The sequence below is a fragment of the Variovorax paradoxus genome (assembly GCA_016806145.1).
GTDB lineage: Bacteria > Pseudomonadota > Gammaproteobacteria > Burkholderiales > Burkholderiaceae_C > Variovorax.
This window is the reverse complement of sequence record CP063166.1, coordinates 885,227-911,375: the sequence shown is the minus strand read 5'-3', so window position 1 is coordinate 911,375 and position 26,149 is coordinate 885,227. Positions and strand designations below refer to the sequence as shown.

The following is a 26,149-nucleotide window of genomic DNA, read 5'->3' as shown; positions in this document are numbered from 1 at the left end:
CGCGCTGTCGCGACGAAGGGTGCCTCGTTGGGCGGCGGCGCGGCCGCACAGTGCCACCACACTGCACCACGCCCCCGCCATGCCCACCGCATCCAACACGACCCGCCGCGCGCGCCCGCCGCGCGGCCCGCTCTCCATCTTCATGGTGGAGGACGAGCCGCTGGTGCAGGACAGCCTGCGCGTGGTGCTCGGCGGCTTCCTCGGCGCCGAGGTGGTGGGCTCGGCGAACAGCGAGGCCGAGGCGATCTCGTGGCTGCAGGCGCACGACGATGCCTGGCGAATCGCCGTGGTGGACCTGTTCCTGCAGCAGGGCACCGGCCTGGGCGTGCTGTCGTGGCTCGCGCCGATGAAGAACGGCCGCACGGTGATCGCGCTGACCAATGCGGCCACGCGCGCGAACCGCGAGCAATGCCTGCAACTCGGCGCCGACGCGGTGTTCGACAAGTCCGAAGAGATCAACGAATTCCTGAGCTTCTGCGAGGGCGCGTCGACGGGCACGACGCCGGCGGTGGCGCTCGCGTCGAAGGCGACCGCGCGCACGAGCGGGCCCGCCTGAGCGACCCGCGCGCTCGCCTACAGCGATGCAGGCGGCGCACCGACGATGCGCGGCCGGTGCGGCCCGAGGATGAAGTTTCTTCACCTCTTCATCCACACAGCACACACCGAAAGGAGTCAGACATGGCCAAGGAAAAGCATCTGCTCGACACGAACAACAACCTGCACCGCGACCCGATCACCGGCGAGCCCGGCTCGCATCCGGTGGGCACCGGTGTCGGCGCCACCGGCGGCGCGCTCGCGGGCGCGGCGGTCGGCGCGGTGGGCGGCCCCGGCGCGGCGCGGCGGCCGGCCTGATCGCGGGCGCCGTGCTCGGCGGCATGGGCGGCAAGGCCGTCGCGGAACGCGTGAACCCGAGCGTGGAACGCGCGCACTGGGCCTCGGCCTACGAGCGCGAGCCCTACTACGAAGCCGGCCGCAGCTACGACGACTATGCGCCGGCCTATGAGCTGGGCTGGAGCGGACGCGCCTCGGGCCATGACGAGTTCGCGGCCGTCGAGCCCTCGCTCGCGCGCGAGTGGGAAGCACGCCGCGGCGCCTCGACGCTCGACTGGACGCGTGCGCGTCCCGCGTCGCAGGCCGCGTGGGAGCGCGCCGACCGCATCTACTACAGCGACGAGGACAGCGCGATTCCCGCGGTGGACGGCCTGCCGCTGGCGAACGATGACGTGGTCGACGTGATCAACGACCTGCTCGAGACCAGCCGCGATGGCGAGTACGGCTTCCGTGTCTGCGCCGAGGAGATCGACGACGCGCAGCTCAAGCGCGTGTTCGCCGCGCGTGCCGTCGAGTGCGCCGACGCGGCGGCACAGCTGGTGCGCATCGTCGAGTCCTATGGCGGACAACCGGCCGCGGGCGGCACGGCCAGCGGTGCGATGCACCGCGGCTGGGTCCATGTGAAGGGCGCGGTCGGCGCCAACAGCAGGCTGTCGATCCTCGAGGAGTGCGAGCGTGGCGAGGACACGGCCGTGGCGCGCTACCGCAAGGCGCTCAAGCAGATGCTGCCGGCGGGCGTGCGCGAGATCGTCGAGACGCAGGCGCGCGGTGCGCAACGAAACCACGATCAGATCCGCGACCTGCGCAACGCGGAGCGCGACGCACGTTGACCGCGGTGCCCTTAATGACGAAGAGCCCGGCATGCCGGGCTCTTTTTTTTGCGGACCGCCTGAGCGGCTCAGCTGCAGTTGAGCTTCATCGCCTCGATGCGGCCGCCGAAACCGAGCCGGCTGATCAGCCCGCCTTCGCGGCTGTTGGCGGGGAAGCTCACGGTGCGGTCGCGGAACATCGCGCGCTGGTAGACCTCGAGCGTGGCGCGCGGGCCCACCGTCACGCTGTCGATGTCGCGCTGCAGTTGGCGCGCCGTGCCCTTGTCGAGGGTCTGGAGGGTGGCGGGACCGACCAGCGTCACGACGTCGCCCTGGAAGTCGCGCTTCGAATAGAACTGGGCCCAGCAGCCGGAGCCGTGCGCCGGGTCCTCGACGCGCAGCGGCACGAGCAGCACGGTGGGCTCGGCCTGGTTGTCGACGGCCGAGACCTTGGGCGTGCCGGTGGAACAGGCGCCGAGCGCGAGCGCGGCGGCGAGGCCCAGGGGCCAGAGGGTGCGAGAAGTCTTCATGATGGATGCAAAGGCTGAGATCGGGAGATCGGGGGAATGGCGCCGGCGGGCGGATCGGGGATCCGCCTGGCTCGAAGAGGCCGAAGGCCTGCGCCGCGAAGCACCAAGATAGCGGCCGGACGGCGCGATGCCGTAGGAGAAAGGCGCGCGGCGCCGTCGCAGGCGCGCGTGCCTGTTCGTGGACCGCATCGCACCTCGTCGAATAAAGCGCTTGCAATTGAATCGCATGCGATCTAATATTCGGCCCATGCCAGCAAAGAGAAGCTCCTCCTCCCGACCTGTCGACCCCAGTGCCGACAAGCTCACGCTGGACGAGCAGCTGTGCTTCTCCGTCTACTCGACCATGTTGAGCCTCAACAAGGTCTACCGCGGCCTGCTGCGCGATCTCGATCTCACCTACCTGCAGTACCTCGTGATGCTGGTGCTGTGGGAGCGCGACGGCCTCAACGTGTCCGAGATCTGCACCCGCCTCTCGCTCGAGACCACCACGCTCACGCCGCTGCTCAAGCGGCTCGAGGCCCGCGGCCTCATCGCGCGCGCACGTTCGGCGCTCGACGAACGGCAGGTCATCGTGTCGCTCACTGCCGAGGGGCGCGCGCTGCGCACCAAGGCCAAGGCCATCCCGGCCTGCGTCGCGCAGGCGATGGAGCTGTCGGGCGAAGAGATCGACGGCCTGCGCGAACAACTGCAGACGCTGCGCGCCAGCCTCGACAGGAACGCATGAGCACTCCACTCCCTCGCGAGGCAGTCGTTGCCGGCTGCCTTTTTTCAAGGCATTTATATCGCATGCGATATTCATTCATGCGCTAGTTCTCCCATCCACCCGTTCCCACCCCTCCAGTCAAAGGAAATCACCATGTCCTCGAACCAGACCACCTCTTCCTCCACCACGCGCCGCAGCCTGCTGACCGGCAGCGCCGCCACGCTCGCGACCGGTGCCCTCGTCGGCGCGGGCCTCGCGCGCAACGCCGAGGCCGCGCCCGCGCGCGCCGTCAAGGGCCAACGCGGCTCGGGCAACACCATCGTCACCAAGGACGGCACGCAGCTCTATTTCAAGGACTGGGGCAGCGGGCAGCCCGTGGTCTTCAGCCATGGCTGGCCGCTGAATTCCGACAGCTGGGAATCGCAGATGCTGTTCCTCGCCTCGCAGGGCTTCCGCGCCGTGGCGCACGACCGCCGCGGCCATGGCCGCTCGAGCCAGCCGTGGAACGGCAACGACATGGACACCTATGCCGACGACCTCGCCACCGTCATCGAGACGCTGGACCTGAAGAACGTGGTGCTGGTCGGCTTCTCGACCGGCGGCGGCGAAGTCGCGCGCTACATCGGCCGCCATGGCACGAAGCGCGTGGCCAAGGCCGCGCTGATCTCGGCGGTGCCGCCGCTGATGCTCAAGACGGCCGCCAACCCCGGCGGCCTGCCGATCGAGGTGTTCGACGGCCTGCGCGCGGCGCAGCTCGCGAACCGTTCGCAGTTCTACAAGGACGTGCCCTCGGGTCCCTTCTTCGGCTTCAACCGGCCCGGTGCCAAGCCCTCGCAGGGCCTGATCGATTCGTGGTGGGCGCAGGGCATGCAAGGGGGCCACAAGAACACCTACGACTCGATCAAGGCCTTCTCGGAAACCGACTTCACCGAGGACCTGAAGAAGTTCGACGTGCCCACGCTCATCGTGCACGGCGACGACGACCAGATCGTGCCGATCGGCGCCGCCGGCCTGGCCTCGGCCAGGCTCGTGAAGAACAACAAGCTGATCGTCTACCCGGGCGCGCCGCACGGCCTGACCGATACGCACAAGGACCGTTTCAACGCGGACCTGCTCGCGTTCATCAAGTCCTGAGCGCCCCCCCGGCGCGCGGGCTTGACGCGCGCGCCGGGCTTGCGTCTGATGCGGACATGCACGCGCCGCATCCCGGCGCAAGGAGCGCGAGATGACATCGACCGCGTGGGACCTCGAACGCTTCGTGAACGCGCAGGACCCGGTGTACGCCGAGGTCTGCGCCGAACTCGCCGCGGGGCGCAAGCGCAGCCACTGGATCTGGTTCGTGTTCCCGCAGCTCGCGGCGCTGGGCCGCAGTTCGACGGCGCGCTTCTTCGGGCTCGAGGGCATCGATGAGGCGCGGGCCTATTGGGCGCATCCGGTGCTCTCGCAGCGACTGAGGCAGTGCACGCAGCTCGTGCTCGACGTGCAGGACAAGAGCGCGCACCAGATCTTCGGCTCGCCCGACGATCTCAAGCTGTGCTCGTGCATGACGCTGTTCGAGGTCGCCGCGCGCGGCGAGCCGGGCTTCGGCGAGGTGCTCGCGCGCTACTACGGCGGGGTGCGCGACGAAGCAACGCTTGCGTTGATCGGCGCCTGATTCAGAGCGCCATCAGCCCGCCGGCGACGGCCGCCAGCACGACCACCAGCACCGGCGACATGCGCGCATAGACCAAGAGCCCGAAGGCCGCGAGCGCCAATCCGAAATCGGCGCGCGTGTGGATGGCGCTGGTCCACACCGGGTCGTAGAGCGCGGCCACCAGCACGCCGACCACGGCCGCGTTGACGCCGGCCATCGCGCGCTGCACGCCCTCGCGCTGGCGCAGCGTCTCCCAGAACGGCAGCGCACCCGCCACCAGCAGGAACGCGGGCAGGAAGATCGCGAGCAGCAAGGCCAATCCACCGAGCCAGCCACCGAAGGGGCCGGGCATGACGGCGCCGAGGAAGGCGGCGAAGGTGAACAAGGGACCGGGCACCGCCTGCGCGGCGCCGTAGCCCGCGAGGAAGACATCGTTCGACACCAGTCCGCTCGGCACCACCCCGGCCTCCAGCAACGGAAGCACGACGTGGCCACCGCCGAACACCAGGGCGCCGGCCCGGTAGAAGTCCGCGACGACGGCAAGCCCCGGCGAGCGCCATGCGGCCGCCTCCAGGGGCAATGCCACGAGCAGCACGGCGAACAGGCCGAGCAACGCGGCGCCGGTCGTCTTGCGCACGCCGTAGTCGCGATGCCGGGCCGCGGGCAGAGGGACCAGCTTCAGCGCCCATCGTCCCACCACGCCGCCCGCGACGATGGCCGCGACCTGCCCCCATGCCGAAGGCACCGCGAGCACCAGCAGCGCCGCGACGATGGCCACGCCCGCGCGCAGGCGATCGGGACACAAGGTCCTGGCCATGCCCCAGACGGCTTGCGCGACCACGGCCACCGCGACCACCTTGAGCCCATGCACGGCGCCGGACTGCGAGAGCGCGGACCATTGCGCGACGCCGGCCGCGAACAGCACGAGCGCCACGGCCGAAGGAAGCGTGAACCCGATCCACGCCGCGATCGCCCCGCCCCAGCCCGCGCGCCCCAGGCCCAGCGCGATGCCCACCTGGCTGCTCGCGGGGCCGGGCAGGAATTGGCACAGCGCCACCAGGTCCGAATAGCTCCTGTCGTCGAGCCAGCCGCGGCGCTCGACGAAGGCCGCGCGGAAGTAGCCGAGATGGGCCACCGGTCCGCCGAAGGAAGTCAGGCCGAGCTGGAGGAAGGCGAGGAAGACCTCGAGCACCGAGCCGCGTGCGCGGGCGGTGTCGTGGCCCTCATCGGCGGGAAGGTCGGGGGCGGGTTGCTGCGAGGGGTTCATGGCGGAGCGCGGCAGTATCGGTCACCGGCATGAAAGTTCGACCGCCCCACGTCGACAAGATGTCTCCCAGATCGATCGCCAGAATTCGCTTCGCCCACCTCTCCTCCTCCCTCGGGTGGGCTTCCTCCTGGTCCCACGCGAGTACGGACCCTTGAGCCCGCCTCGCGCGGGCTCTTTTTTCTGCCCGCGCTCGCTGGTCGTTGCGAGCGTGAAAGCGCGCATGACAGCGCCAACCGGATTCCGTAGGCAAAATCCAGGCATGCGAAACGTAGAGGGACTGTCGGACCGAGAACTCGAGGAGCAGGCACGCGTCTGGCGCAAGCGCGCGCTGGAGGGCGAACTGCACGCCAGGGGCACGGCCCATCTGCTCGAGACCGAGGCCCGGCGCCGCGTCGGCCTGGCGCGCTTCGATCCCGATGCCCTCGACCTGCGCTCGCTGGCCGACCGGCAGTTTCTGCCGCAGCAGGGGCTGGGCGGCAGGCTGCTCAAGGCCGGCATGCTCGCGGCGGGGATCACGCTGATCCTTCTGTTGCTGGTCGCCTATCGCTGAGCGGGGCCCGCGCGGGCGAACGCCCAAAGCAAAAGGCGCTGCAACTCGGAAAGTTGCAGCGCCTTGCAATTTGGTGGCCTGGGGCGGAATCGAACCACCGACACGCGGATTTTCAATCCGCTGCTCTACCAACTGAGCTACCGGGCCTGGTATGGCACCTCACCGATTCACTGGGGGGAAAACCGGCTTTGGAGCCTGTTCAACCACTGTGTTGCAGTGTGGAGCCTGCGATTATACAGCGCTTCTGCGGCCTCGCGAAAGATCCACACCAAGTTGTTTGAGCTTTCGGTACAGATGGGTGCGCTCGAGGCCGGTCTTTTCGGCCACGCGCGTCATCGAACCGTTCTCCATCGCGAGGTGGAACTCGAAGTAGGCCTTCTCGAAACCGTCGCGCGCATCGCGCAGCGGACGGTCGAGATCGAAGCTCTGGGTGGACTGCGGGCCCTGGTCGGGCACGGGCACCGATGCGAGCGACGCCATCAGCAGGCTGTCGCCCGTGGTGGTGATGGCGCTGGGCTGGCCATGGCCGGTGGGCGTGGGCACGACACCGGCCGCGGCGCGGCGCGCGCTCTCGCGCGCGAGGCCCTGCTCGACGGCCTTCAGCAACTTCTGCAGGGTGATGGGCTTCTCGAGGAAGGCGAAGGCACCGATGCGCGTGGCATCGACGGCGGTGTCGATGGTGGCGTGGCCGCTCATCATGATGACGGGCATCGTGAGCAGGCCCGCGGTGGACCACTCCTTGAGCAAGGTCACGCCATCGGTGTCGGGCATCCAGATGTCGAGCAGCACGAGGTCGGGACGCGCACGCTGGCGCGCGGCACGTGCCTCGGCCGCGTTCTCCGCGAGTTCGACGTTGTGGCCCTCGTCATTGAGAATTTCGAAGAGCAGGTCCCTGATGCCCAGCTCGTCATCGACCACGAGAATGTTTGCCATGAGTGCTGCTTGTTGTGTGCGCTGGTGTGTTGGTGCGACGGCCTCTTTCGGTCGCGCCGCGCGGCGGAAGATTTACTTCGAATCTTCGGTGTGAGCGGCCGCTGCCTGCGGCTCGCCTGCCAGCGCGAATGATAGCGAGACTTGCGCCCCCGCTATAGCCCCGTCGACGACGCGGTTGGACAGCTCGATGCGCGCGCCGTGCTCGTCGGCGATCTTCTTCACGACCGCGAGCCCCAAACCTGTACCTTTTGTTTTCGTCGTGACGTAGGGCTCGAACGCGCGCTTGAGGATGTTCTCGGCGAAACCCGGTCCGCTGTCCTGCACGGTGAGCCGCACGCGCTGTCCCGAATCGCCGAGCCGCGTGCGGATGACGACCTCGCCGCGCCGACCGGTGGCACCGGCCGCGGCCTCGGCGGCGTCCTGCGCGTTCTGCAGCAGGTTGTGGATGACCTGGCGCAGTTGCTGCGCGTCGCCGCGGATCGGGCGGCAGCGCTCGTCGGGCTCGAAGCGCAACGCGATCGGCATGGCCTCGGCGTTGTAGAGATGGAGCACGTCGACCAGCAGCGCATTGAGGTCGACGGGCTTGAGGTCGGCCGCCGGCAGGCGCGCGTAGTCGCGGAATTCGTTGACCAGCCGCTTCATCGCATCGACCTGGTCGACGATGGTCTTCACCGACTTGACCAGCACCGCCTGCTCGGGCGCGGCGACCTTGCCCGAGAGCTTCATCTCGAGCCGCTCGGCCGAGAGCTGGATCGGCGTGAGCGGATTCTTGATCTCGTGCGCGAGACGCCGCGCGACTTCGCCCCAGGCCTGCGCGCGCTGCGCCGAGACGATCTCGGAGATGTCGTCGAACACCAGCAGCCGCGCGGCCCCGGGCAGCTCGGCACCGCGCGCCACGATGTTGATGGCGCCCTCCTGCTGCGGCAGGTCGGTGCCGGTGGCGTGCAGCTCGAAGGCATGCTGCCAGTGGTCGAGGCCATGCTGCATGCGCTCGACGAGGAAGTCCTCGAACTGCTGCTGCACGGCGGCGCCGAAGTCGGCCAGGCCCGGCACCTCGGTGAGCGGCTGGCCTTCGTAGGCGGCCAGCGGCGCGCGCAGCACGCGCGTGGCGCCGGGGTTGGTCGACAGCACGGTGCCGGCGGCATCGAGCACGATCACGCCCGAGGTCAGGTTGTCGAGGATGGTCTGCAGGTTGGCGCGCGCGGCATCGAGCTGGCCCATGGTCTTCTCGACCGCGGTGCGCGCCTCGGCCAGCTGCTGCGTCATGACGGCGAACGAACGCGTGAGGCCGCCGAGCTCGTCCTTGCCCTGCGACACGGCCGTGGGCCGCAGGTCGCCGGCGGCCACCTGGCGCACGCCGTCGGCCAGCACCAGCAGCGGCCGCGCGAGCTGGTTGCCGAACAGCACCGCGAGCAGCACGGCACCGAACACCGCGAGGAACAGGCTCAGCGTGAGCGTGCCGATGTACATGCGGCGCAGGCCCACGCGCCCGAGCGCGCGCTCCTGGTATTCGCGATTGGCCTTGTCGACCGCGAGCGCGTTGGCCACCACGTTGGGCGGCAGCGGCCGCGTGACCTGCAGGAAGCGCGGCGCGGCATCGAGGTCGAAGCCCGGGCGCTGCACCATCGCGAGCGCGCGCACGGTGGCCGGCGGCAGCAGGATGCCCGGCGGCGGTTCGTCGAGTCCCTCGATGTGGGCGATCGCGCGGTCGGCGCGCACCTGGCGCAGCTGCTGCGGCGTGGGCCGCTCGGGATTGAGCTGGAAGCGCGAGGCGCCCGCGGTGGCGATGAGCTGGCCCGCGTTGGTCCACAGCACCACGTCGGTGGCCTCGAGCTGGTCGCGGATGCGTTCGAGCGCGAGGCCCGCGCTGGCATCGGAGACCTGCGCGAGCTGGCCGCCGGCCGCGCGCGTCTTGGCCGCGAGGTCGTCGGACAGCGCATCGAGCGTGGCGCGCCCGAGGTTCAGGCCCGAGTTCAGCGCGCCCTCGACCTTGACGTCGAACCAGCTCTCGATCGAGCGCTCGACGAACTGGTAGGACACGACGTAGACCAGCGCGCCCGGCACCACGCCCACCAGCGCGAAGATGGCGGCGAGCTTGATCAGCAGCCGGCTGCCGAACTTGCCCTGCCGCAGCCGGCGCAGCAGCCGGAACGCGACCCAGCCGATCACCAGCACCAGCACCACCGCCACCACGACGTTGATGCCGAACAGGCGCACGTAGTAGCGCTCGTAGAGCTCGCGGTTGTTGGTGGCCTGGGCCAGCAGGAACATCAGCACCAGGCCGATGGCGGTGACCAGCGCGGCGCCGACACCCACGGCCCAGCGCATCGCGCGCGAGCGGCGCGCGGCGGGCGTGGCCGCGGCACCGCTGCGCGGCTTCGAACTCACCGCTGCTTCTCCACCGCCAGGCGCGCGCTGCGCTCGGCGGAGATGTTCCAGTCGGCCTGGCCGGCCACACCGATCTGGAACGGCCGCGGCAGCTGCGAGGTGTCGAGCCGGAAGCGGAAGGTGACCTGGTGCAGCGGGTCGTCGCCGATCTCGGCCGGATCGCCCATGCGCAGCCGGCCCACGCGCCGCACGGCCTCGAGCGCGTCGGCGAGGCTGTCGAAGTTCTGGTTCAGCGACAGGCTGAAGCTGGCCGAGCCCGACAGCGGCAGCGGCGAGACGTTGAGTCGCCAGCGGCGGGTCAGCGGCTGGTAGGCCAGCCGCATGTGGCGCGTGGCCTGCGCGACCTTGCGGTCGGTCCAGTACCAGCGCTCCTGGAACATCTCGGCCTCGGCCACGAAATAGATCGCGATGCCCTTGTCGAGCACGTCCTCGACCAGCGTGGGCAGTTCGAACTGCACGGCGGCATTGAGGTAGACGGCATCGTCGGATTGCTCGAGCCGCATCTGGGTGACGGCGGCGGCGTTGCGCGACTGGGCCAGCACGGGCGGCGCCAGCACCGTCAGCAGCAGCACGACCAACAGCGCCAGCAGCACGAGCCACCGGGGCTTGCGCGGTTCAACCCGGGTGCTTTTCAAGCAGGGCGTAGAAAAAGCCGTCGTGGTCACCCAGGGGATTGTCCGGGACGCCACGGGCATTCGCCCCGCTTTGAGGCAGCAAATGCCCCGGCGATGGCAGCAATCGGGCGTCGGTGTTGTGTGCAAGAAACGCATCGATCTGTTGCGAACCCTCTTCCCGAAACACCGAACAGGTGCAGTAAAGCAGCCGTCCGCCGGGCCGGACCAGGGGCCAGAGCGCCGCCAGCAGCGCGGCCTGCTGCAGCGCCAGCTGGGCGGTGTCGCTCTCGCGGCGCAGCCAGCGCACGTCGGGATGGCGGCGCACGATGCCCGAGGCGGTGCAGGGGGCGTCGAGCAGGATGGCGTCGAAAGGCGTGCGGTCCCACCAGTCGGCGGGCCGGGCCGCGTCGGCCACCACCACCTTGGCCCGCAGGTCGAGGCGGGCCAGGGTCTCGTCGATGCGGCGGCTGCGCACGGCGTCGACCTCGAGCGCGGTCAGTTCGAGCGCATCGGGACCCGCGAACTCGAGCAGGTGGGCGGTCTTGCCGCCGGGCGCGGCGCAGGCGTCGAGCACGCGCAGCCGCCGGCCCGACGGCGCCGCGAGCCCGTCGAGCAGCAGCGGCGCGGCCAGCTGGGCCGCGGCGTCCTGCACCGAGCAGGCGCCGTCGGCAAAGCCGGGCAGCTGCTGCACCGGCCGCGCGCGCGCGAGCTGCAGCCCGCCGAGAGCGACCGGCGTGGCAGGCATGTCGAGTGCCGCAAGTTCGTTGCGGTAAGGGCCGGCGGCGGTCTTGCGCAGGTTCACGCGCAAGGTCATCGGCGCCTGGGAGTTGTCGGCCTGCAGCACGCGCTGCCAGTCGCGCGGATGGTCGCGCTTGAGCTTCTCGATCCACCAGCGCGGATGGTTCCAGTGCGCCACCGGTTCGGCATCGGTCGCCGCCACGAGCTCGTCGCGCTCGCGCAGGAAGCGCCGCAGGCAGGCGTTGATGAAGCTGGCCTGCGCGCGCGTGGCGGGGTTGCGCTTGGCGGCCTCCACGGTCTGGTCGACCAGCGTGAAGGGCTCGTAGGGCGACTGCCCCGCATCCCAGGCCAGCGCGAGCGCGGTGCACAGCAGCGCATCGGGCAGCGGCGGCGGCGTGCGCTTGGCGAGGTGGCGGCGCAGGGCCTCGGCGCGGCCCAGCCAGCGCAGCACCTGGAAGCCCAGCGCCTGGACGCCGGGGCGCAGCGCCGGTTCGACGGCCTCGAAGGCGACCGAGCCCGAGGTGCCGGCGCGGATCGACGCCAGCGCCCCCGCGGTCAATTGCAGTTGGCGCCAGAGCGGCGGTTGCAGCGGCGGGTTGCCGCCGTGCGAGGGGTCAGATGGAAGAGCAGGCAATGCGGGCGATGTTAAAGGGCCCGGATGTCCGCCACCCGGGCAATGTCATGAATGGAATTGGCGGCCGAAGTTCAGTCAGTGCAGCGGCGCCGCGGGCCTCAGACGCACGGCCCATGCCACCAGCAGCGCCGGAAACTGCGCGATCGCCGCGTTGTAGCTGGCGACCGCGAGGTTGAACTGGGTGCGCGCGATCTCGGCGGCGGCCGAGGGCTCGGGCCAGGCCATGGGCTCGGCCGCGATCGCGCCGGTGGCCGTGACCGGCACCAGCGCGTTCGCCGTCGCGGCCTGCCCCGCGGGACGCGACAGCGTGCCGTCGGGATGGAAGGCAGTCACCGCATCGGGATGCCGGCGCTGCCAGGCGGTCAGCAGCACCTGCAGCGCGGTCGCGAGCGCCGACATGCTGCCGGCCTCGAGCGGGCGCTGGCGGGTCGCGCCGAGCAAGGTCGCCATCTGCGTGGTCGCGGCCTGCAGCGAGGAGGCGCCCACCGCGGGCTCGGTCGATTCCTCGGCCACCGACGGCGCGCTCAGGCTGGCCTGCACGAAGTCGAGCTGGCGCGCCAGCGCGGCGTCCAGCGTGGCATAGGCCTGCAGGACCGCCGCGCGCAGGCGCACCAGCCGGTTGTAGGCGCCGACGAACCAGAACAGCAGCACGGCCACGACGATCCAGCCAGCCAGCGAATCGGGCAACACGCTCATCGACGGCACTCCATGAAAGGCTGAAAAGGAAGACGGAAAGGGCCGGCGGAAAACCGCCGCCCCCATGAAAAACGCCTCCCGACCGCCAGGGCCGGGAGGCGTTCACGACCGGTCATGGCCGGGCGATGCTAACCAGTTATTCGGTCGCGGCGCCTTCGCTGGCGTCGACCGTGGTGGTGGCATCGCTGGACGAACCGGCGAGCTCGGCGGCTTCGGACTCGGCGATGGCGCGGCGCTCGGCCTCGTCCATCTCGTCCTTGGCCTTGCGTGCCTGGTGGTACGCCATGCCGGTGCCCGCGGGGATCAGGCGGCCGACGATGACGTTTTCCTTCAGGCCACGCAGCTCGTCGCGCTTGCCCATGATCGCGGCTTCGGTCAGCACGCGCGTCGTTTCCTGGAACGAAGCGGCGGAGATGAACGAGTCCGTCGACAGCGAGGCCTTCGTGATACCGAGCAGCAGGTTGGTGTACGTCGCGGGGATCTTGCCTTCGGCGCGCAGGGCGTCGTTGGTGTTGAGCATTTCGCTGCGTTCGACCTGTTCACCCGAGATGTAGTTGGTGTCGCCGACGTTGTCGACCACGACGCGACGCAGCATCTGGCGAACGATCACCTCGATGTGCTTGTCGTTGATCTTCACGCCCTGCAGGCGGTACACGTCCTGCACCTCGTCCACGATGTAGCGCGCGAGTTCTTCCGAACCCAGCAGGCGCAGGATGTCCTGCGGGTCCGCCGGACCGTCGACCACGCTTTCGCCCTTGTTCACCACCTGGCCTTCGTGCACCAGGATGTTCTTTTCCTTCGGCACGAGTTCTTCCCAGACCTTGCCTTCCGGGTCGGTGATCTGCAGGCGGATCTTGCCCTTCGTTTCCTTGCCGAACGAAACGGTGCCGGTCATCTCGGCCAGCATGCCCTTGTCCTTCGGCGAACGGGCTTCGAACAGCTCGGCCACGCGCGGCAGACCGCCGGTGATGTCGCGGGTCTTCTGGCCTTCGACCGGAATACGCGCCAGCACTTCGCCGGGGCCCACGTCCTGGCCGTCGCGCACCTGGATCAGCGCGCCGATCGGGAAGCCGATCGTCACCGAGTGGTCGGTGCCGGGGATCTTCACCTCGGCGCCCGAGGCGTCGATCAGCTTGACCTGCGGACGCACGACCTTGGCGGCGCCGCGGCGCTTCGGGTCGATCACGACCAGGGTCGACAGACCGGTCACTTCGTCCACCTGCTTGGCGACCGTGAGGCCTTCCTCGACGTTCTCGAACTGGGTCTTGCCGGCGAATTCCGTGATGATCGGGCGCGTCAGCGGGTCCCAGTTGGCGAGCACGTGGCCGGCCTTGATCTGCTGGTCGGCCTTGACCGTCAGCGTCGCGCCGTACGGCACCTTGTGGCGTTCGCGCTCGCGGCCGTGCTCGTCATGGATGACGATCTCGCCCGAACGTGCGATCACCACCAGCTCGTTCTTGCTGTTGGTCACGTAGCGCATCGTGGCATTGAAGCCGATCACGCCGTTGGACTTGGCCTCGACGCTCGAAGCGACAGCCGCGCGCGAAGCCGCACCACCGATGTGGAAGGTACGCATCGTGAGCTGCGTGCCCGGTTCGCCGATCGACTGCGCCGCGATCACGCCGACCGCTTCGCCGTTGTTCACCAGGCCGCCGCGGCCGAGGTCGCGGCCGTAGCACTTGGCGCAGATGCCGAAGCGCGTGGCGCAGGTCAGCGCGGTGCGGACCTTGACTTCGTCCACGCCGTCGGCTTCGATGGCATCGATCGTGTCCTCGTCGAGCATGTCGCCGGCCTTGACCAGCACGGCACGCGTCTCGGGGTGCAGCACGTCCTCGGCCACGCTGCGGCCGAGGATACGGTCGCGCAGCGATTCGATGACTTCGCCGCCCTCCACGATCGCGCGCATCAGCGCGCCGTCGTGCGTGCCGCAGTCCTGCTCGATCACCACCAGATCCTGCGTCACGTCGACCAGACGACGGGTCAGGTAACCCGAGTTCGCCGTCTTCAGCGCCGTGTCGGCCAGACCCTTGCGGGCACCGTGGGTGGAGATGAAGTACTCCAGCACGTTCAGGCCTTCGCGGAAGTTCGCGGTGATGGGCGTCTCGATGATCGAGCCGTCGGGCTTGGCCATCAGGCCACGCATGCCGGCCACCTGGCGGATCTGGGCCGCGGAACCGCGGGCGCCCGAGTCGGCCATCATGTAGATCGAGTTGAAGGACTCCTGCTCGACTTCCTTGCCGTGGCGATCGACGACCTTCTGCTTCGACAGCTTGGCCATCATCACCTTCGACACTTCGTCGCCGGCCTTGCCCCAGATGTCCACCACCTTGTTGTAGCGCTCGCCGGAGGTCACGAGACCGGAGACGTACTGCTGTTCGATCTCCTTCACTTCCTTGGCCGAGCGGTCGATGATGCCGTGCTTCTCGGCCGGCACCAGCATGTCGTCGATGGCGATCGAGATGCCGGCCTTGGTCGCGAGACGGAAACCGTTCTGCAGCAGCTTGTCGGCGAAGACCACGGTCTCCTTCAGGCCGCACTTGCGGAAGCTCACGTTGATGAGCTTGGAGATTTCCTTCTTCTTCAGCGCCTTGTTGATGTTCGAGAACGGCAGGCCCTTGGGCAGGATCTCGGACAGCAGGGCACGGCCCACGGTGGTGTCCACGAGCGAGGTCGACGGCTCGAATTCGCCGCTTTCCTTGTTCTTGGTGTACTCCGTGATGCGCACGGCGACCTTCGCGGTCAGCTCGACCACGTTGGCGTCGAGCGCGCGCTGCACTTCACCGATGTCCGAGAACATCAGGCCTTCGCCCTTGCCGTTGATGCGGTCGCGGGTCGTGTAGTACAGACCCAGCACCACGTCCTGCGAGGGAACGATCGACGGTTCGCCCGAAGCCGGGAACAGCACGTTGTTGGAGGCCAGCATCAGCGTGCGGGCTTCCATCTGCGCTTCCACCGACAGCGGCACGTGGACGGCCATCTGGTCGCCGTCGAAGTCGGCGTTGAAGGCCGCGCAGACCAGCGGGTGCAGCTGGATCGCCTTGCCTTCGATCAGGATCGGCTCGAAGGCCTGGATGCCCAGACGGTGCAGCGTCGGAGCGCGGTTCAGCATGACCGGGTGCTCCTTGATGACCTCTTCCAGGATGTCCCAGACCACCGGCGTGCCCGATTCGACTTCCTTCTTGGCAGCCTTGATCGTGGTCGCGATGCCCATGGCTTCGAGGCGCGAGAAGATGAAGGGCTTGAACAGCTCGAGCGCCATCAGCTTCGGCAGGCCGCACTGGTGCAGCTTGAGCGTCGGGCCCACCACGATGACCGAACGGCCCGAGTAGTCGACGCGCTTGCCCAGCAGGTTCTGGCGGAAGCGACCGCTCTTGCCCTTGATCATGTCGGCCAGCGACTTGAGCGCGCGCTTGTTGGCGCCCGTCATGGCCTTGCCGCGGCGGCCGTTGTCGAGCAGCGAGTCGACGGCTTCCTGCAGCATCCGCTTCTCGTTGCGCGCGATGATTTCCGGAGCCTTGAGCTCCAGCAGGCGGCGCAGACGCGAGTTGCGGTTGATGACGCGGCGGTACAGGTCGTTCAGGTCGGAGGTCGCGAAGCGGCCGCCGTCCAGCGGCACCAGCGGACGCAGGTCCGGCGGCAGCACGGGCAGCACGTCGAGCACCATCCAGTTGGGCTTGATGCCCGACTTGCGGAAGGCCTCGAGCACCTTCAGGCGCTTGGAGTTCTTCTTGACCTTGACTTCGGAACCGGTCAGGTCGCCGCGCAGCTTCTCGATCTCGCTGTCGAGCTCGATGCCCTCCAGCAGGTCCTTGATGCCTTCGGCGCCCATCTTGGCGATGAACTCGTCACCGTATTCCTTGCGCTTCGTGTCGTAGTCGTCCTCGGACATGATGCTGAACTTCTTCAGCGGGGTCATGCCGGGGTCGGTCACCACGTAGGCTTCGAAGTACAGCACGCGTTCGATGTCGCGCAGCGTCATGTCGAGCACGAGGCCCAGGCGCGACGGCAGCGACTTCAGGAACCAGATGTGCGCGCAGGGAGCGGCCAGGTCGATGTGACCCATGCGCTCGCGGCGGACCTTGGTCTGCGTGACTTCGACGCCGCACTTCTCGCAGATCACGCCGCGGTGCTTGAGGCGCTTGTACTTGCCGCACAGGCACTCGTAGTCCTTGATCGGGCCGAAGATCTTGGCGCAGAACAGGCCGTCGCGTTCGGGCTTGAACGTGCGGTAGTTGATCGTCTCGGGCTTCTTCACCTCGCCGAAAGACCACGAGCGGATCTTTTCGGGCGAAGCCATGCCGATCTTGATGGCATCGAAATGCTCATCCGGGGTGAACTGCTTGAACAGGTCGAGTAGCGATTTCATAAGACTCTATCCCCTTCGTTTACGAACGCTCGAGCTCGATGTCGAGACCCAGCGAACGGATTTCCTTGACCAGCACGTTGAACGATTCCGGCATGCCGGCTTCGATCGAATGCTCGCCCTTGACGATGCTTTCGTAGACCTTGGTACGGCCCTGCACGTCGTCGGACTTCACGGTCAGCATTTCCTGCAGGACGTAGGCAGCGCCGTACGCTTCGAGCGCCCACACTTCCATTTCCCCGAAACGCTGGCCGCCGAATTGCGCCTTGCCGCCCAGCGGCTGTTGCGTGACCAGCGAGTACGGGCCGGTCGAGCGGGCGTGCATCTTGTCGTCCACCAGGTGATGCAGCTTCAGGAAGTGCATGTAGCCGACGGTGACGGGACGCTCGAACTGGTCGCCGGTGCGGCCGTCGAACAGGTAGGCCTGCGTGCGCGTGTCGGTCAGGCCCTTGGCCTTCGCGATGTCGTCCGGGTAGGCCAGCTTCAGCATGCCGCGGATTTCCTCTTCCGAGGCACCGTCGAACACGGGCGTCGCGAAGGTCGCGCCGTTCTGCAGGTTCGCCGCCATCTCGAGCACTTCGCCGTCGCTCAGCGAGGCGATGTTCTCTTCGCGGCCCGAGCCGTTGTACAGCTGCTCCATGAACTTGCGCAGCTCGGCCGCCTTGGCCTCCTGCTGCAGCAGGTCGCCGATGCGCTGGCCGATGCCCTTGCCGGCCCAGCCCAGATGCACCTCGAGCACCTGCCCCACGTTCATCCGCGAGGGCACGCCCAGCGGGTTCAGGCAGATGTCGCACGGCGTGCCGTCGGCCATGTGCGGCATGTCCTCGATCGGAACGATCTTCGACACCACACCCTTGTTGCCGTGGCGGCCGGCCATCTTGTCGCCGGGTTGCAGGCGGCGCTTGACGGCCAGGTAGACCTTGACCATCTTGAGCACGCCCGCGGGCAGCTCGTCGCCCTGCGTGAGCTTCTTGCGCTTTTCTTCGAACGCGAGGTCGAAGCTGTGGCGCGTCTGCTCGAGCGAGTTCTTGATCGATTCGAGCTGCGAGGCCACTTCCTCGTCGGCCGGACGGATGTCGAACCAGTGGAACTTCTCGACCGACGACAGGTAGGCCTTGTCGAGCTTGGTGCCCTTGGCGAGCTTGTTCGGGCCGCCGTTGGCGGCCTTGCCGATCAGCAGCTTCTCGATCCGGTCGAACGCGTCGGCCTCGACGATGCGAAGCTGGTCGTTCAGGTCGAGACGGAAGCGCTTGAGCTCGTCGTCGATGATCTGCTGGGCGCGCTTGTCGCGCTGGATGCCTTCGCGGGTGAACACCTGCACGTCGATCACGGTGCCTTGCGAGCCCTGGTCCACGCGCAGCGAGGTGTCCTTCACGTCCGAAGCCTTCTCGCCGAAGATGGCGCGCAGCAGCTTCTCTTCCGGCGTCAGCGTGGTCTCGCCCTTCGGCGTGACCTTGCCCACCAGCGTGTCGCCGGGCATGACTTCGGCACCCACGTAGATGATGCCGGACTCGTCGAGGCGGTTGAGCTGCTGTTCGGCCAGGTTCGGGATGTCGCGCGTGATTTCCTCGGCACCGAGCTTGGTGTCGCGGGCCATCACCACCAGTTCCTCGATGTGGATCGAGGTGTAGCGGTCGTCGGCCACGATGCGTTCGGAGATCAGGATCGAATCTTCGAAGTTGTAGCCGTTCCAGGGCATGAACGCGATCAGCATGTTCTGGCCCAGGGCCAGTTCGCCGAGGTCGGTCGATGCACCGTCGGCCACCACGTCGCCCTTGGCGATCTTGTCGCCGCGCTTGACGATCGGACGCTGGTGGATGTTGGTGTTCTGGTTCGAACGCTGATACTTGATCAGGTTGTAGATGTCCACGCCGACTTCGCCGGCCGCGGCCTCGTCGTCGTTCACGCGCACCACGACACGGGTCGCGTCGACGTAGTCGACGATACCGCCGCGGGTGGCCGTGACCACGGTGCCGGAGTCGACCGCGGAGACGCGCTCGATGCCGGTGCCGACCATCGGCTTCTCGGGGCGCAGCACGGGCACGGCCTGACGCTGCATGTTGGCGCCCATCAGCGCGCGGTTCGCGTCGTCGTGCTCGAGGAACGGCACCAGCGAGGCGGCCACCGACACGATCTGCGCGGGCGACACGTCCATGTACTGGATGCGCTCGGCACCGACCAGGATCGATTCGCCGGCTTCACGCGCCGAGACCAGGTCGCCGGTCAGCACGCCGTCCTTGTCCAGGGCCGCGTTGGCCTGGGCGATGACGTACTTGCCTTCCTCGATGGCCGACAGGTAGTCGATCTCGTTCGTGACCTTGCTGTCGACCACGCGGCGATACGGCGTCTCGATGAAGCCGTATTCGTTCAGGCGGGCGTACAGGGCCAGCGAGTTGATCAGGCCGATGTTCGGGCCTTCGGGCGTTTCGATCGGGCACACGCGACCGTAGTGGGTCACGTGCACGTCGCGCACTTCGAAGCCGGCACGTTCACGCGTCAGACCGCCCGGGCCAAGGGCCGACACGCGGCGCTTGTGGGTGATTTCGGACAGCGGGTTCGTCTGGTCCATGAACTGCGACAGCTGCGAGGCGCCGAAGAATTCCTTCAGCGCGGCCGAGATCGGCTTGCTGTTGATCAGGTCGTGCGGCATCAGCGGCTCTTGCTCCGCCTGACCCAGACGTTCCTTCACGGCCTTCTCGATACGGGCCAGGCCGGTGCGGTACTGGTTCTCGGCCAGTTCGCCGACGCAACGCACGCGGCGGTTGCCGAGGTGGTCGATGTCGTCGACTTCGCCGTTGCCGTTGCGCAGGTCGACGAGGATCTTGACGACGGCCAGGATGTCCTCGTTGGTCAGCACCATCGGGCCGGTCGATTCGTCGCGGCCGACCTTGGCGTTGAACTTCATGCGGCCGACGCGCGACAGGTCGTACGTGTCCGGGTTGTAGAACAGGCGCTGGAACAGGGCCTGCACCGCGTCTTCCGTCGGCGGCTCGCCGGGGCGCATCATGCGGTAGATCGCCACGCGCGCGGCGAACTCGTCCACCGTTTCGTCGATGCGCAGGGTCTGCGAGATGTACGCGCCCTGGTCGAGTTCGTTGGTGTAGATGACCTGGATGTCCTGCACGCCGGCGCCGCGCAGCTTCTTCAGCAGCGCTTCGGTCAGCTCGTCGTTGGCCTTCGACAGGATCTCGCCCGAGTCGGCATCGACGATGTTGCGTGCGATCACGCGGCCGATCAGGAAGTCTTCCGGCACGCTGATGTGCGTGGTGCCCGACTGCTCGAGTTCGCGCGTGTGGCGCGCGGTGACCCGCTTGTCCTTGGCGACCACGACCTTGCCCGACTTGTCGGTGATGTCGAAGCGCGCGACTTCGCCGCGCAGGCGCTCGGAGACGAACTCCATCTGCGCGCCGCTGTCCATCAGGCGGAAGTTGTCGTTGACGAAGAAGTTCGCCAGGATCGATTCCGGGTTCAGGCCGATGGCCTTCAGCAGGATCGTGACCGGCATCTTGCGGCGACGGTCGACGCGGAAGTACAGCATGTCCTTCGGGTCGAACTCGAAGTCGAGCCACGAGCCGCGGTAGGGAATCACGCGGGCCGAGAACAGCAGCTTGCCCGAGCTGTGCGTCTTGCCCTTGTCGTGTTCGAAGAACACGCCCGGCGAACGGTGCAGCTGCGAAACGATCACGCGTTCCGTGCCGTTGATGATGAACGAGCCCTTCTCGGTCATGAGCGGCACTTCGCCCATGTAGACCTCTTGCTCCTTCACTTCCTTGACCACCTTCGACTGCGAGGTCGACGACTCGCGGTCATAGATGATGAGCTGGACCTTGGCGCGCACCGCCGAGGCGAAGGTCAGACCACGGGTCTGGCACTCGCGCACATCGAACGCCGGCTTCGCCAGGTTGTACTCGAGGAACTTCATCTCGACGAAACCATTGTGCGAGACGATCGGGAAGGCGGCGTCGAACGCGGCCTGCAGGCCTTCGACGGTGCGTTTCTGGGGAGCGATGCCCGCTTGCAGGAACGCCGTGTAGGCGTCCTTCTGCATCTGCAGCAGGTAGGGAATTTCGACGACGCTGTCGCGGCTGCCGAAACTTTTTCGGATGCGCTTGCGTTCGGTGTAACTGTACGCGGACGATTGGGCCATGAGAGCTCCGGTGCTTGAGATCTTCAGCGACTTGTCAGCAATGCCGGGACGAACGGCACCACTGCTTGGCGGCTGGCCACTACCAGCCGTTGGCGGACAGCGATGCGTTGCACATCGCCCGAACCAAGGGGTCTTCTGCAGTCGGGGTCAGAAGACACTCAAAAAACGTCTTGATTTGGCATTTCCCTGGACCTCTTGGTCTCCGGGAAAGCCTCGGTGAGGCTTTTCCGGAGTCCTTCGGGCCTCCGGGAAAGCCGGCATCAAGCCGACTTTTGAGTGCGCTCTGAAAGCGGCAAAGGCTGGAGGGCCTTTTTCAGGCACCTCCAGCCCTCGAGGGGGTCTGAATTACTTCAGTTCCACCTTGGCGCCGGCTTCTTCCAGCTTCTTCTTGGCAGCGTCGGCGTCAGCCTTCGACAGGCCTTCCTTGACGGCCTTGGGAGCGGCTTCCACCAGGTCCTTGGCTTCCTTGAGGCCCAGGCCGGTGATTTCGCGCACGGCCTTGATGACCGACACCTTGTTCGCGCCGACATCGGCCAGCACGACGTTGAATTCGGTCTTCTCTTCGACCACGGCAGCGGCTGCGCCACCACCTTGGGCCGGAGCCGACATCGCAGCGGCGCTCACGCCGAACTTCTCTTCGATGGCCTTGACCAGGTCGTTGAGTTCGAGGACCGTCATGCTGTCCAGCGCGGTCAGAAATGCGTCTTTATCGAATGCCATTTTGGTTTCCTAACAATTGGGTTGAATTTTTCAAACGCAAGGCTTGGCTATCAAGCCGCCTGCGCTTCTGCCGGTGCTTCGTCGGCGGGTGCAGCTTCGCCACCACCGCGCTTCTCGGCCAGCGCCGCGAGCACGCGGGCGGTACGAGAGATCGGCGATTGCATCAAGCCCAGCAGTTGCGCCAGCAGCACTTCCTTGGAAGGGATGTTGGCCAGTTGCTTCACGCCGTCGACGTCCAGGGCCTTGCCACCGAATGCGCCGCCGCGAATCACCAGCTTGTCGTTGGTTTTCGCGAAATCGGCCACCACCTTCGCGGCGGCCACAGCGTCTTCGGAGAAGCCATAGATCAGCGGACCGGTCATCTGGTCGCCGACGATCTCAAACGCGCTGCCAGCCACAGCACGGCGGGCCAGGGTGTTCTTCAGAACACTCAGGCTCACACCCTTGCTGCGAGCTTCGCTGCGCAGTTTGGTCATGTCGGCCACCGTGATGCCACGGTATTCCGCCATCACGAGCGTTTGAGCTTTTGCGGCGAGGCTGGTCACTTCAACGATGACCGCTTCTTTCTCACTGCGATTCAGACTCAAGGTCTACTCCTTTTCAATGCGGTCTTCGGTTGTTTCATGAACCTCGGACCGCGCCTCATGCAGCGACCAACTGTTTTGGAACCCATTCGTCAGAAAACTCGAATTCCTTGCAGCGGGATCGCCATCTGCGCTGGCTGCCCGGCGGGGGCCGGGTGATTAAGTGCAGGCGACCTGCACACCAGCGGTCTTGGATGGCCCGCGGCAACCGAAGCCGCCGCGACCCACCACATTCGCCCTGCCCCGTTCCTTGCGGAACCGGGCCGGGCCAATCTACTCTTGCCTTCGCTCCTGCCCGGGATCAGGCAGCGGCGATGGTCTGCGTGTCCACGCGGACACCCACGCCCATCGTCGACGACACGGCGACCTTGCGCAGGTAGACACCCTTGCTCGAGGCCGGCTTGGCCTTGACCAGGGCATCGATCAGCGCGGCGAGGTTGCCTTGCAGCTTGTCGCTGTCGAACGAACGACGGCCGATCGTGCCGTGCACGATGCCGGCCTTGTCGACGCGGAACTGCACCTGGCCAGCCTTGGCGTTCTTCACGGCGGTCGCGACGTCGGGCGTCACGGTGCCGACCTTCGGGTTCGGCATCAGGCCGCGCGGGCCGAGGATCTGGCCGAGCGTACCGACCACGCGCATCGCGTCGGGAGCGGCGATCACGACGTCGAAGGGCATGTCGCCCGCCTTGACCATGGCAGCCAGGTCGTCCATGCCGACGATGTCGGCGCCGGCGGCCTTGGCCTCTTCAGCCTTGGCGCCCTGGGCGAACACGGCCACGCGCTTGGTCTTGCCGGTGCCGTTGGGCAGCACGACGGCGCCACGCACGACCTGGTCCGACTTCTTCGCGTCGATGCCGAGCTGCACGGCCACGTCGATCGATTCGTCGAACTTGGCGGTGGCGGCTTCCTTGACGATGGTGATCGCGTCAGTCAGCGGGTACAGCTTGGTGCTGTCGACCTTGCCTTCGAGCGACTTCTGCTTCTTGGTGATCTTGGCCATTTACACGCCCTCCACATTCACGCCCATGGAACGGGCCGTACCAGCGATGGTGCGAACCGCGGCGTCCATGTCGGCAGCGGTCAGGTCCTTCATCTTGGTCTTTGCGATCTCTTCGAGCTGAGCGCGCGTGATCTTGCCGACCTTGTCGGTGTGCGGGCGCGCGGAGCCCTTGTCGAGCTTGATGGCCTTCTTGATCAGGACGCCAGCGGGCGGCGACTTGATGATGAAGGTGAAGCTCTTGTCGGCGAAGGCGGTGATGACCACCGGCAGCGCCAGACCCGGCTCGTAGCTCTGCGTCTGGGCGTTGAACGCCTTGCAGAATTCCATGATGTTCAGACCGCGCTGACCGAGTGCGGGACCGATCGGCGGGGACGGGTTGGCCTTACCAGCTGGCACTTGCAGCTTGATGAAGCCGACGATTTTTTTCGCCATGCTTTGCTCCTTGCGGGTGATATCGCCGAGGCCTGTGGCCTGGGCTCCCCGGGGTGAACGACTCTTCGATCAAGGCCGCGCGCCGAGTCGGATAGCGCGCTGCCGGAATAGGGCCCGATCCGAAGACCGGGCGGGCGTCAGGTCTTCTCGACCTGGCTGAATTCGAGTTCCACCGGGGTGGCGCGGCCGAAGATCATGACCGAGACGCGCACCTTGCTCTTCTCGTAGTTGACTTCCTCGACCGAGCCGTTGAAGTCGGTGAACGGGCCTTCCTTGACGCGCACGAGTTCGCCCACGGTGAACTCGACCTTGTGGCGCGGCTTCTCGGTGCCCTGCTGCATCTGGCTGACGATGTCCTCGACCTCTTTCTGCGAGATCGGGGCCGGACGGTTCTTGGCGCCGCCCACGAAGCCCGTCACCTTGTTGGTGTGCTTCACCAGGTGCCAGCTCTCGTCGTCCATGATCATCTCGACCAGCACGTAGCCCGGGAAGAAGCGACGCTCGGTGGTGCGCTTCTGGCCATTCTTGATCTCGACCACTTCCTCGGTCGGGACCAGGATGCGGCCGAACTTGTCCTGCATGCCGGCGCGGTTGATGCGCTCGGTGATGTTCCGCTCGACGGCCTTCTCCATGCCCGAATAGGCATGCACCACGTACCAACGCAGATCGGGATTGGCAGCGGGCGCAAGGACGGAGGCGTTTTCCTCCGGCGGCGTGGTTTCAACAGCGTCGTCGGTCATTGGTTCTTACTTTTTCCAGCCCAGAATGAGGTCAAAAAACACCCATTCGAGCGTTTTGTCGGTGAGCCAGAGGAAGACGGACATGATCGCCACGAAGGCGAACACATAAGCCGTCATCTGCATCGCTTCCTTGCGGGTCGGCCAGACGACCTTCTTGACCTCGCGCCACGAATCGCGGCCGAAAGCCCAGAGCTGGCGGCCGTTCTCGGAACTGCCGAAGGTCGCCACGGCGGCGGCCAGGCCCACGAGCAGCGCGGCCCACTGAACCAGCGAGCCCTGGCGCGACAGCAGATAGAACGCCACGATGGCGCCCACTGCCAGCAGTGCTGCCACGGCCAGCTTGGCCTTGTCGGCACCGGTGCTCACGGTTTCGATTTGAGAAGTGGCCATGTTCGGCTGATTTCCTGCGGCCTCTCGGCCTCAATTCACGTCGCCGCGTTGAGACGGCGAAGCCCGTCGGGTCTCGACGGGCTTTTTTGCCTTCCCGCCGGAGGCCGGCGGGTCGTTTTCGGAGGCCACCCTAGGTGGCAGGGGCAGTAGGAATCGAACCTACAACCTTCGGTTTTGGAGACCGACGCTCTGCCAATTGAGCTATACCCCTCCGTTACTCTTGCCCGACTTAGATGTCGAGGATCTTGGCCACGACGCCCGAACCCACGGTACGGCCGCCTTCGCGGATGGCGAAGCGCAGGCCTTCTTCCATCGCGATCGGGTTGATCAGCTTCACGGTGATGCTGACGTTGTCGCCAGGCATGACCATTTCCTTGTCCTTCGGCAGCTCGATCGCGCCGGTCACGTCCGTCGTGCGGAAGTAGAACTGCGGGCGATAGTTGTTGAAGAACGGCGTGTGACGGCCGCCTTCGTCCTTCGACAGCACGTACACCTCGGCGGTGAAGTGCGTGTGCGGCTTGATCGAACCGGGCTTGCACAGCACCTGGCCGCGCTCGACTTCTTCGCGCTTCGTGCCGCGCAGCAGCACGCCCACGTTGTCGCCGGCTTGACCTTGGTCCAGCAGCTTGCGGAACATTTCCACGCCGGTGCAGGTGGTCTTGACCGTCGGGCGGATGCCCACGATTTCGATTTCTTCACCGACCTTGATCACGCCGCGCTCGACGGCGCCGGTCACCACGGTGCCGCGACCCGAGATCGAGAACACGTCTTCCACGGGCATCAGGAACGTGCCGTCCACGGCGCGCTCGGGCGTCGGGATGTACGTGTCCAGGGCTTCGGCCAGCTTCATGATCGCGCCTTCGCCGAGCTCGCCCTTGTCGCCTTCCAGGGCCAGCTTCGCCGAGCCGTGGATGATCGGGGTGTCGTCGCCGGGGAATTCGTACTTGTCGAGGAGTTCGCGAACTTCCATTTCGACCAGCTCGAGCAGTTCCTTGTCGTCGACCATGTCGCACTTGTTCAGGAACACGATGATGTAGCCCACGCCCACCTGGCGAGCCAGCAGGATGTGTTCACGCGTCTGGGGCATCGGGCCGTCGGCGGCCGAGCACACCAGGATCGCGCCGTCCATCTGGGCGGCGCCGGTGATCATGTTCTTCACGTAGTCGGCGTGGCCGGGGCAGTCGACGTGCGCGTAGTGGCGGTTGGCCGTTTCGTACTCGACGTGCGCGGTGTTGATCGTGATGCCGCGGGCCTTTTCTTCGGGCGCAGCGTCGATCTGGTCGTAGGCCTTCGCTTCGCCGCCGAACTTCGACGACAGCACCGTCGCGATCGCGGCCGTCAGCGTCGTCTTGCCATGGTCAACGTGACCGATCGTGCCCACGTTCACGTGCGGCTTCGTGCGGGTGAATTTACCTTTTGCCATTTTTCGACTCCGAAAAAAACGATA

At 66.9% G+C, this 26,149-nt stretch carries 21 protein-coding genes, 2 tRNA genes and 1 pseudogene; 6 read left to right on the top strand and 18 right to left on the bottom strand.

Annotation, left to right across the window (positions count from 1 at the left end):
* The first annotated feature begins 79 nt into the window (after nt 1–79).
* Both INQ48_04245 and INQ48_04240 read left to right on the top strand, forming a co-directional pair.
* Nucleotides 80–556 carry a response regulator gene (locus tag INQ48_04245; protein ID QRF58474.1) on the top strand — a complete coding sequence of 159 codons (477 nt, stop codon included), beginning with the start codon at nt 80–82 and terminating at the stop codon, nt 554–556.
* Between the two features lie 122 nt (nt 557–678).
* Nucleotides 679–1,661, top strand: a pseudogene (locus INQ48_04240) (PA2169 family four-helix-bundle protein).
* Nucleotides 1,662–1,729: 68 nt separating this feature from the next.
* On the opposite strand, the gene INQ48_04235 reads toward INQ48_04240, so the two are convergent.
* On the bottom strand, nt 1,730–2,170 hold the full coding sequence (locus INQ48_04235) for a hypothetical protein (GenBank protein ID QRF58473.1): 441 nt from the start codon (nt 2,168–2,170) through the stop codon (nt 1,730–1,732).
* A gap of 247 nt (nt 2,171–2,417) precedes the next feature.
* Here INQ48_04235 and INQ48_04230 point away from each other — a divergent pair, with 247 nt between their 5' ends.
* The 3 genes from INQ48_04230 (at nt 2,418) to INQ48_04220 (ending at nt 4,527) form a co-directional block, all read left to right on the top strand.
* Nucleotides 2,418–2,894, top strand: a complete 477-nt coding sequence (locus INQ48_04230; GenBank protein QRF58472.1) for a MarR family transcriptional regulator — start codon at nt 2,418–2,420, stop codon at nt 2,892–2,894.
* 132 nt (nt 2,895–3,026) lie between these two features.
* Entirely contained in the window at nt 3,027–4,007 is a 981-nt protein-coding gene (locus tag INQ48_04225; GenBank protein QRF58471.1) for an alpha/beta hydrolase, read from the top strand.
* Between the two features lie 91 nt (nt 4,008–4,098).
* Nucleotides 4,099–4,527 carry a DUF1810 domain-containing protein gene (locus tag INQ48_04220; protein ID QRF58470.1) on the top strand — a complete coding sequence of 143 codons (429 nt, stop codon included), beginning with the start codon at nt 4,099–4,101 and terminating at the stop codon, nt 4,525–4,527.
* A gap of 1 nt (nt 4,528) precedes the next feature.
* Here the strand turns inward: INQ48_04220 and chrA are convergent, their stop codons facing one another.
* Entirely contained in the window at nt 4,529–5,773 is a 1,245-nt protein-coding gene (gene chrA / locus INQ48_04215) for a chromate efflux transporter (GenBank protein ID QRF58469.1), read from the bottom strand.
* A 259-nt stretch (nt 5,774–6,032) separates the two neighbouring features.
* Here chrA and INQ48_04210 point away from each other — a divergent pair, with 259 nt between their 5' ends.
* Nucleotides 6,033–6,323: a hypothetical protein gene (locus INQ48_04210; GenBank protein ID QRF58468.1), complete on the top strand. Its 291-nt coding sequence runs from the start codon at nt 6,033–6,035 to the stop codon at nt 6,321–6,323.
* Between the two features lie 71 nt (nt 6,324–6,394).
* Here INQ48_04210 and INQ48_04205 read toward each other — a convergent pair.
* From INQ48_04205 to tuf, 16 genes are all read right to left on the bottom strand, one after another.
* Nucleotides 6,395–6,470, bottom strand: a tRNA-Phe gene (locus INQ48_04205).
* Nucleotides 6,471–6,554: 84 nt separating this feature from the next.
* A complete protein-coding gene (locus tag INQ48_04200) occupies nt 6,555–7,256 on the bottom strand; it encodes a response regulator (protein ID QRF58467.1) in 702 nt (233 codons plus the stop codon).
* 72 nt (nt 7,257–7,328) lie between these two features.
* Nucleotides 7,329–9,644: a HAMP domain-containing protein gene (locus tag INQ48_04195; GenBank protein ID QRF58466.1), complete on the bottom strand. Its 2,316-nt coding sequence runs from the start codon at nt 9,642–9,644 to the stop codon at nt 7,329–7,331.
* Entirely contained in the window at nt 9,641–10,339 is a 699-nt protein-coding gene (locus INQ48_04190; protein QRF58465.1) for a DUF4390 domain-containing protein, read from the bottom strand. Before INQ48_04190 ends, INQ48_04195 begins: the two co-directional genes overlap by 4 nt.
* On the bottom strand, nt 10,260–11,585 hold the full coding sequence (rsmB, locus tag INQ48_04185) for a 16S rRNA (cytosine(967)-C(5))-methyltransferase RsmB (protein ID QRF60602.1): 1,326 nt from the start codon (nt 11,583–11,585) through the stop codon (nt 10,260–10,262). The genes INQ48_04190 and rsmB overlap by 80 nt, the downstream gene beginning before the upstream one ends.
* Before the next feature lie 120 nt (nt 11,586–11,705).
* Nucleotides 11,706–12,326, bottom strand: coding sequence for a lema family protein (locus INQ48_04180; protein QRF58464.1), 621 nt, complete (start codon nt 12,324–12,326; stop codon nt 11,706–11,708).
* A gap of 136 nt (nt 12,327–12,462) precedes the next feature.
* Nucleotides 12,463–16,692 (bottom strand): DNA-directed RNA polymerase subunit beta', encoded by a 4,230-nt coding sequence (gene rpoC / locus INQ48_04175; protein ID QRF58463.1) that lies wholly within the window; start codon nt 16,690–16,692, stop codon nt 12,463–12,465.
* Between the two features lie 19 nt (nt 16,693–16,711).
* Complete coding sequence (gene rpoB / locus INQ48_04170; protein ID QRF58462.1) at nt 16,712–20,836, bottom strand: DNA-directed RNA polymerase subunit beta; 4,125 nt, start codon at nt 20,834–20,836, stop codon at nt 16,712–16,714.
* 345 nt (nt 20,837–21,181) lie between these two features.
* Nucleotides 21,182–21,556, bottom strand: coding sequence for a 50S ribosomal protein L7/L12 (rplL, locus tag INQ48_04165; GenBank protein ID QRF58461.1), 375 nt, complete (start codon nt 21,554–21,556; stop codon nt 21,182–21,184).
* Nucleotides 21,557–21,606: 50 nt separating this feature from the next.
* Entirely contained in the window at nt 21,607–22,143 is a 537-nt protein-coding gene (rplJ, locus tag INQ48_04160) for a 50S ribosomal protein L10 (GenBank protein ID QRF58460.1), read from the bottom strand.
* A gap of 298 nt (nt 22,144–22,441) precedes the next feature.
* Complete coding sequence (rplA, locus tag INQ48_04155) at nt 22,442–23,140, bottom strand: 50S ribosomal protein L1 (protein QRF58459.1); 699 nt, start codon at nt 23,138–23,140, stop codon at nt 22,442–22,444.
* Entirely contained in the window at nt 23,141–23,572 is a 432-nt protein-coding gene (rplK, locus tag INQ48_04150) for a 50S ribosomal protein L11 (GenBank protein ID QRF58458.1), read from the bottom strand.
* A 137-nt stretch (nt 23,573–23,709) separates the two neighbouring features.
* Nucleotides 23,710–24,312: a transcription termination/antitermination protein NusG gene (gene nusG, locus INQ48_04145; GenBank protein ID QRF58457.1), complete on the bottom strand. Its 603-nt coding sequence runs from the start codon at nt 24,310–24,312 to the stop codon at nt 23,710–23,712.
* A gap of 6 nt (nt 24,313–24,318) precedes the next feature.
* Nucleotides 24,319–24,702, bottom strand: a complete 384-nt coding sequence (gene secE / locus INQ48_04140) for a preprotein translocase subunit SecE (protein QRF58456.1) — start codon at nt 24,700–24,702, stop codon at nt 24,319–24,321.
* Nucleotides 24,703–24,837: 135 nt separating this feature from the next.
* Nucleotides 24,838–24,913 (bottom strand) — tRNA-Trp (locus INQ48_04135).
* A gap of 18 nt (nt 24,914–24,931) precedes the next feature.
* Nucleotides 24,932–26,125, bottom strand: a complete 1,194-nt coding sequence (tuf, locus tag INQ48_04130; GenBank protein QRF58455.1) for an elongation factor Tu — start codon at nt 26,123–26,125, stop codon at nt 24,932–24,934.
* Nucleotides 26,126–26,149 lie beyond the last annotated feature (24 nt).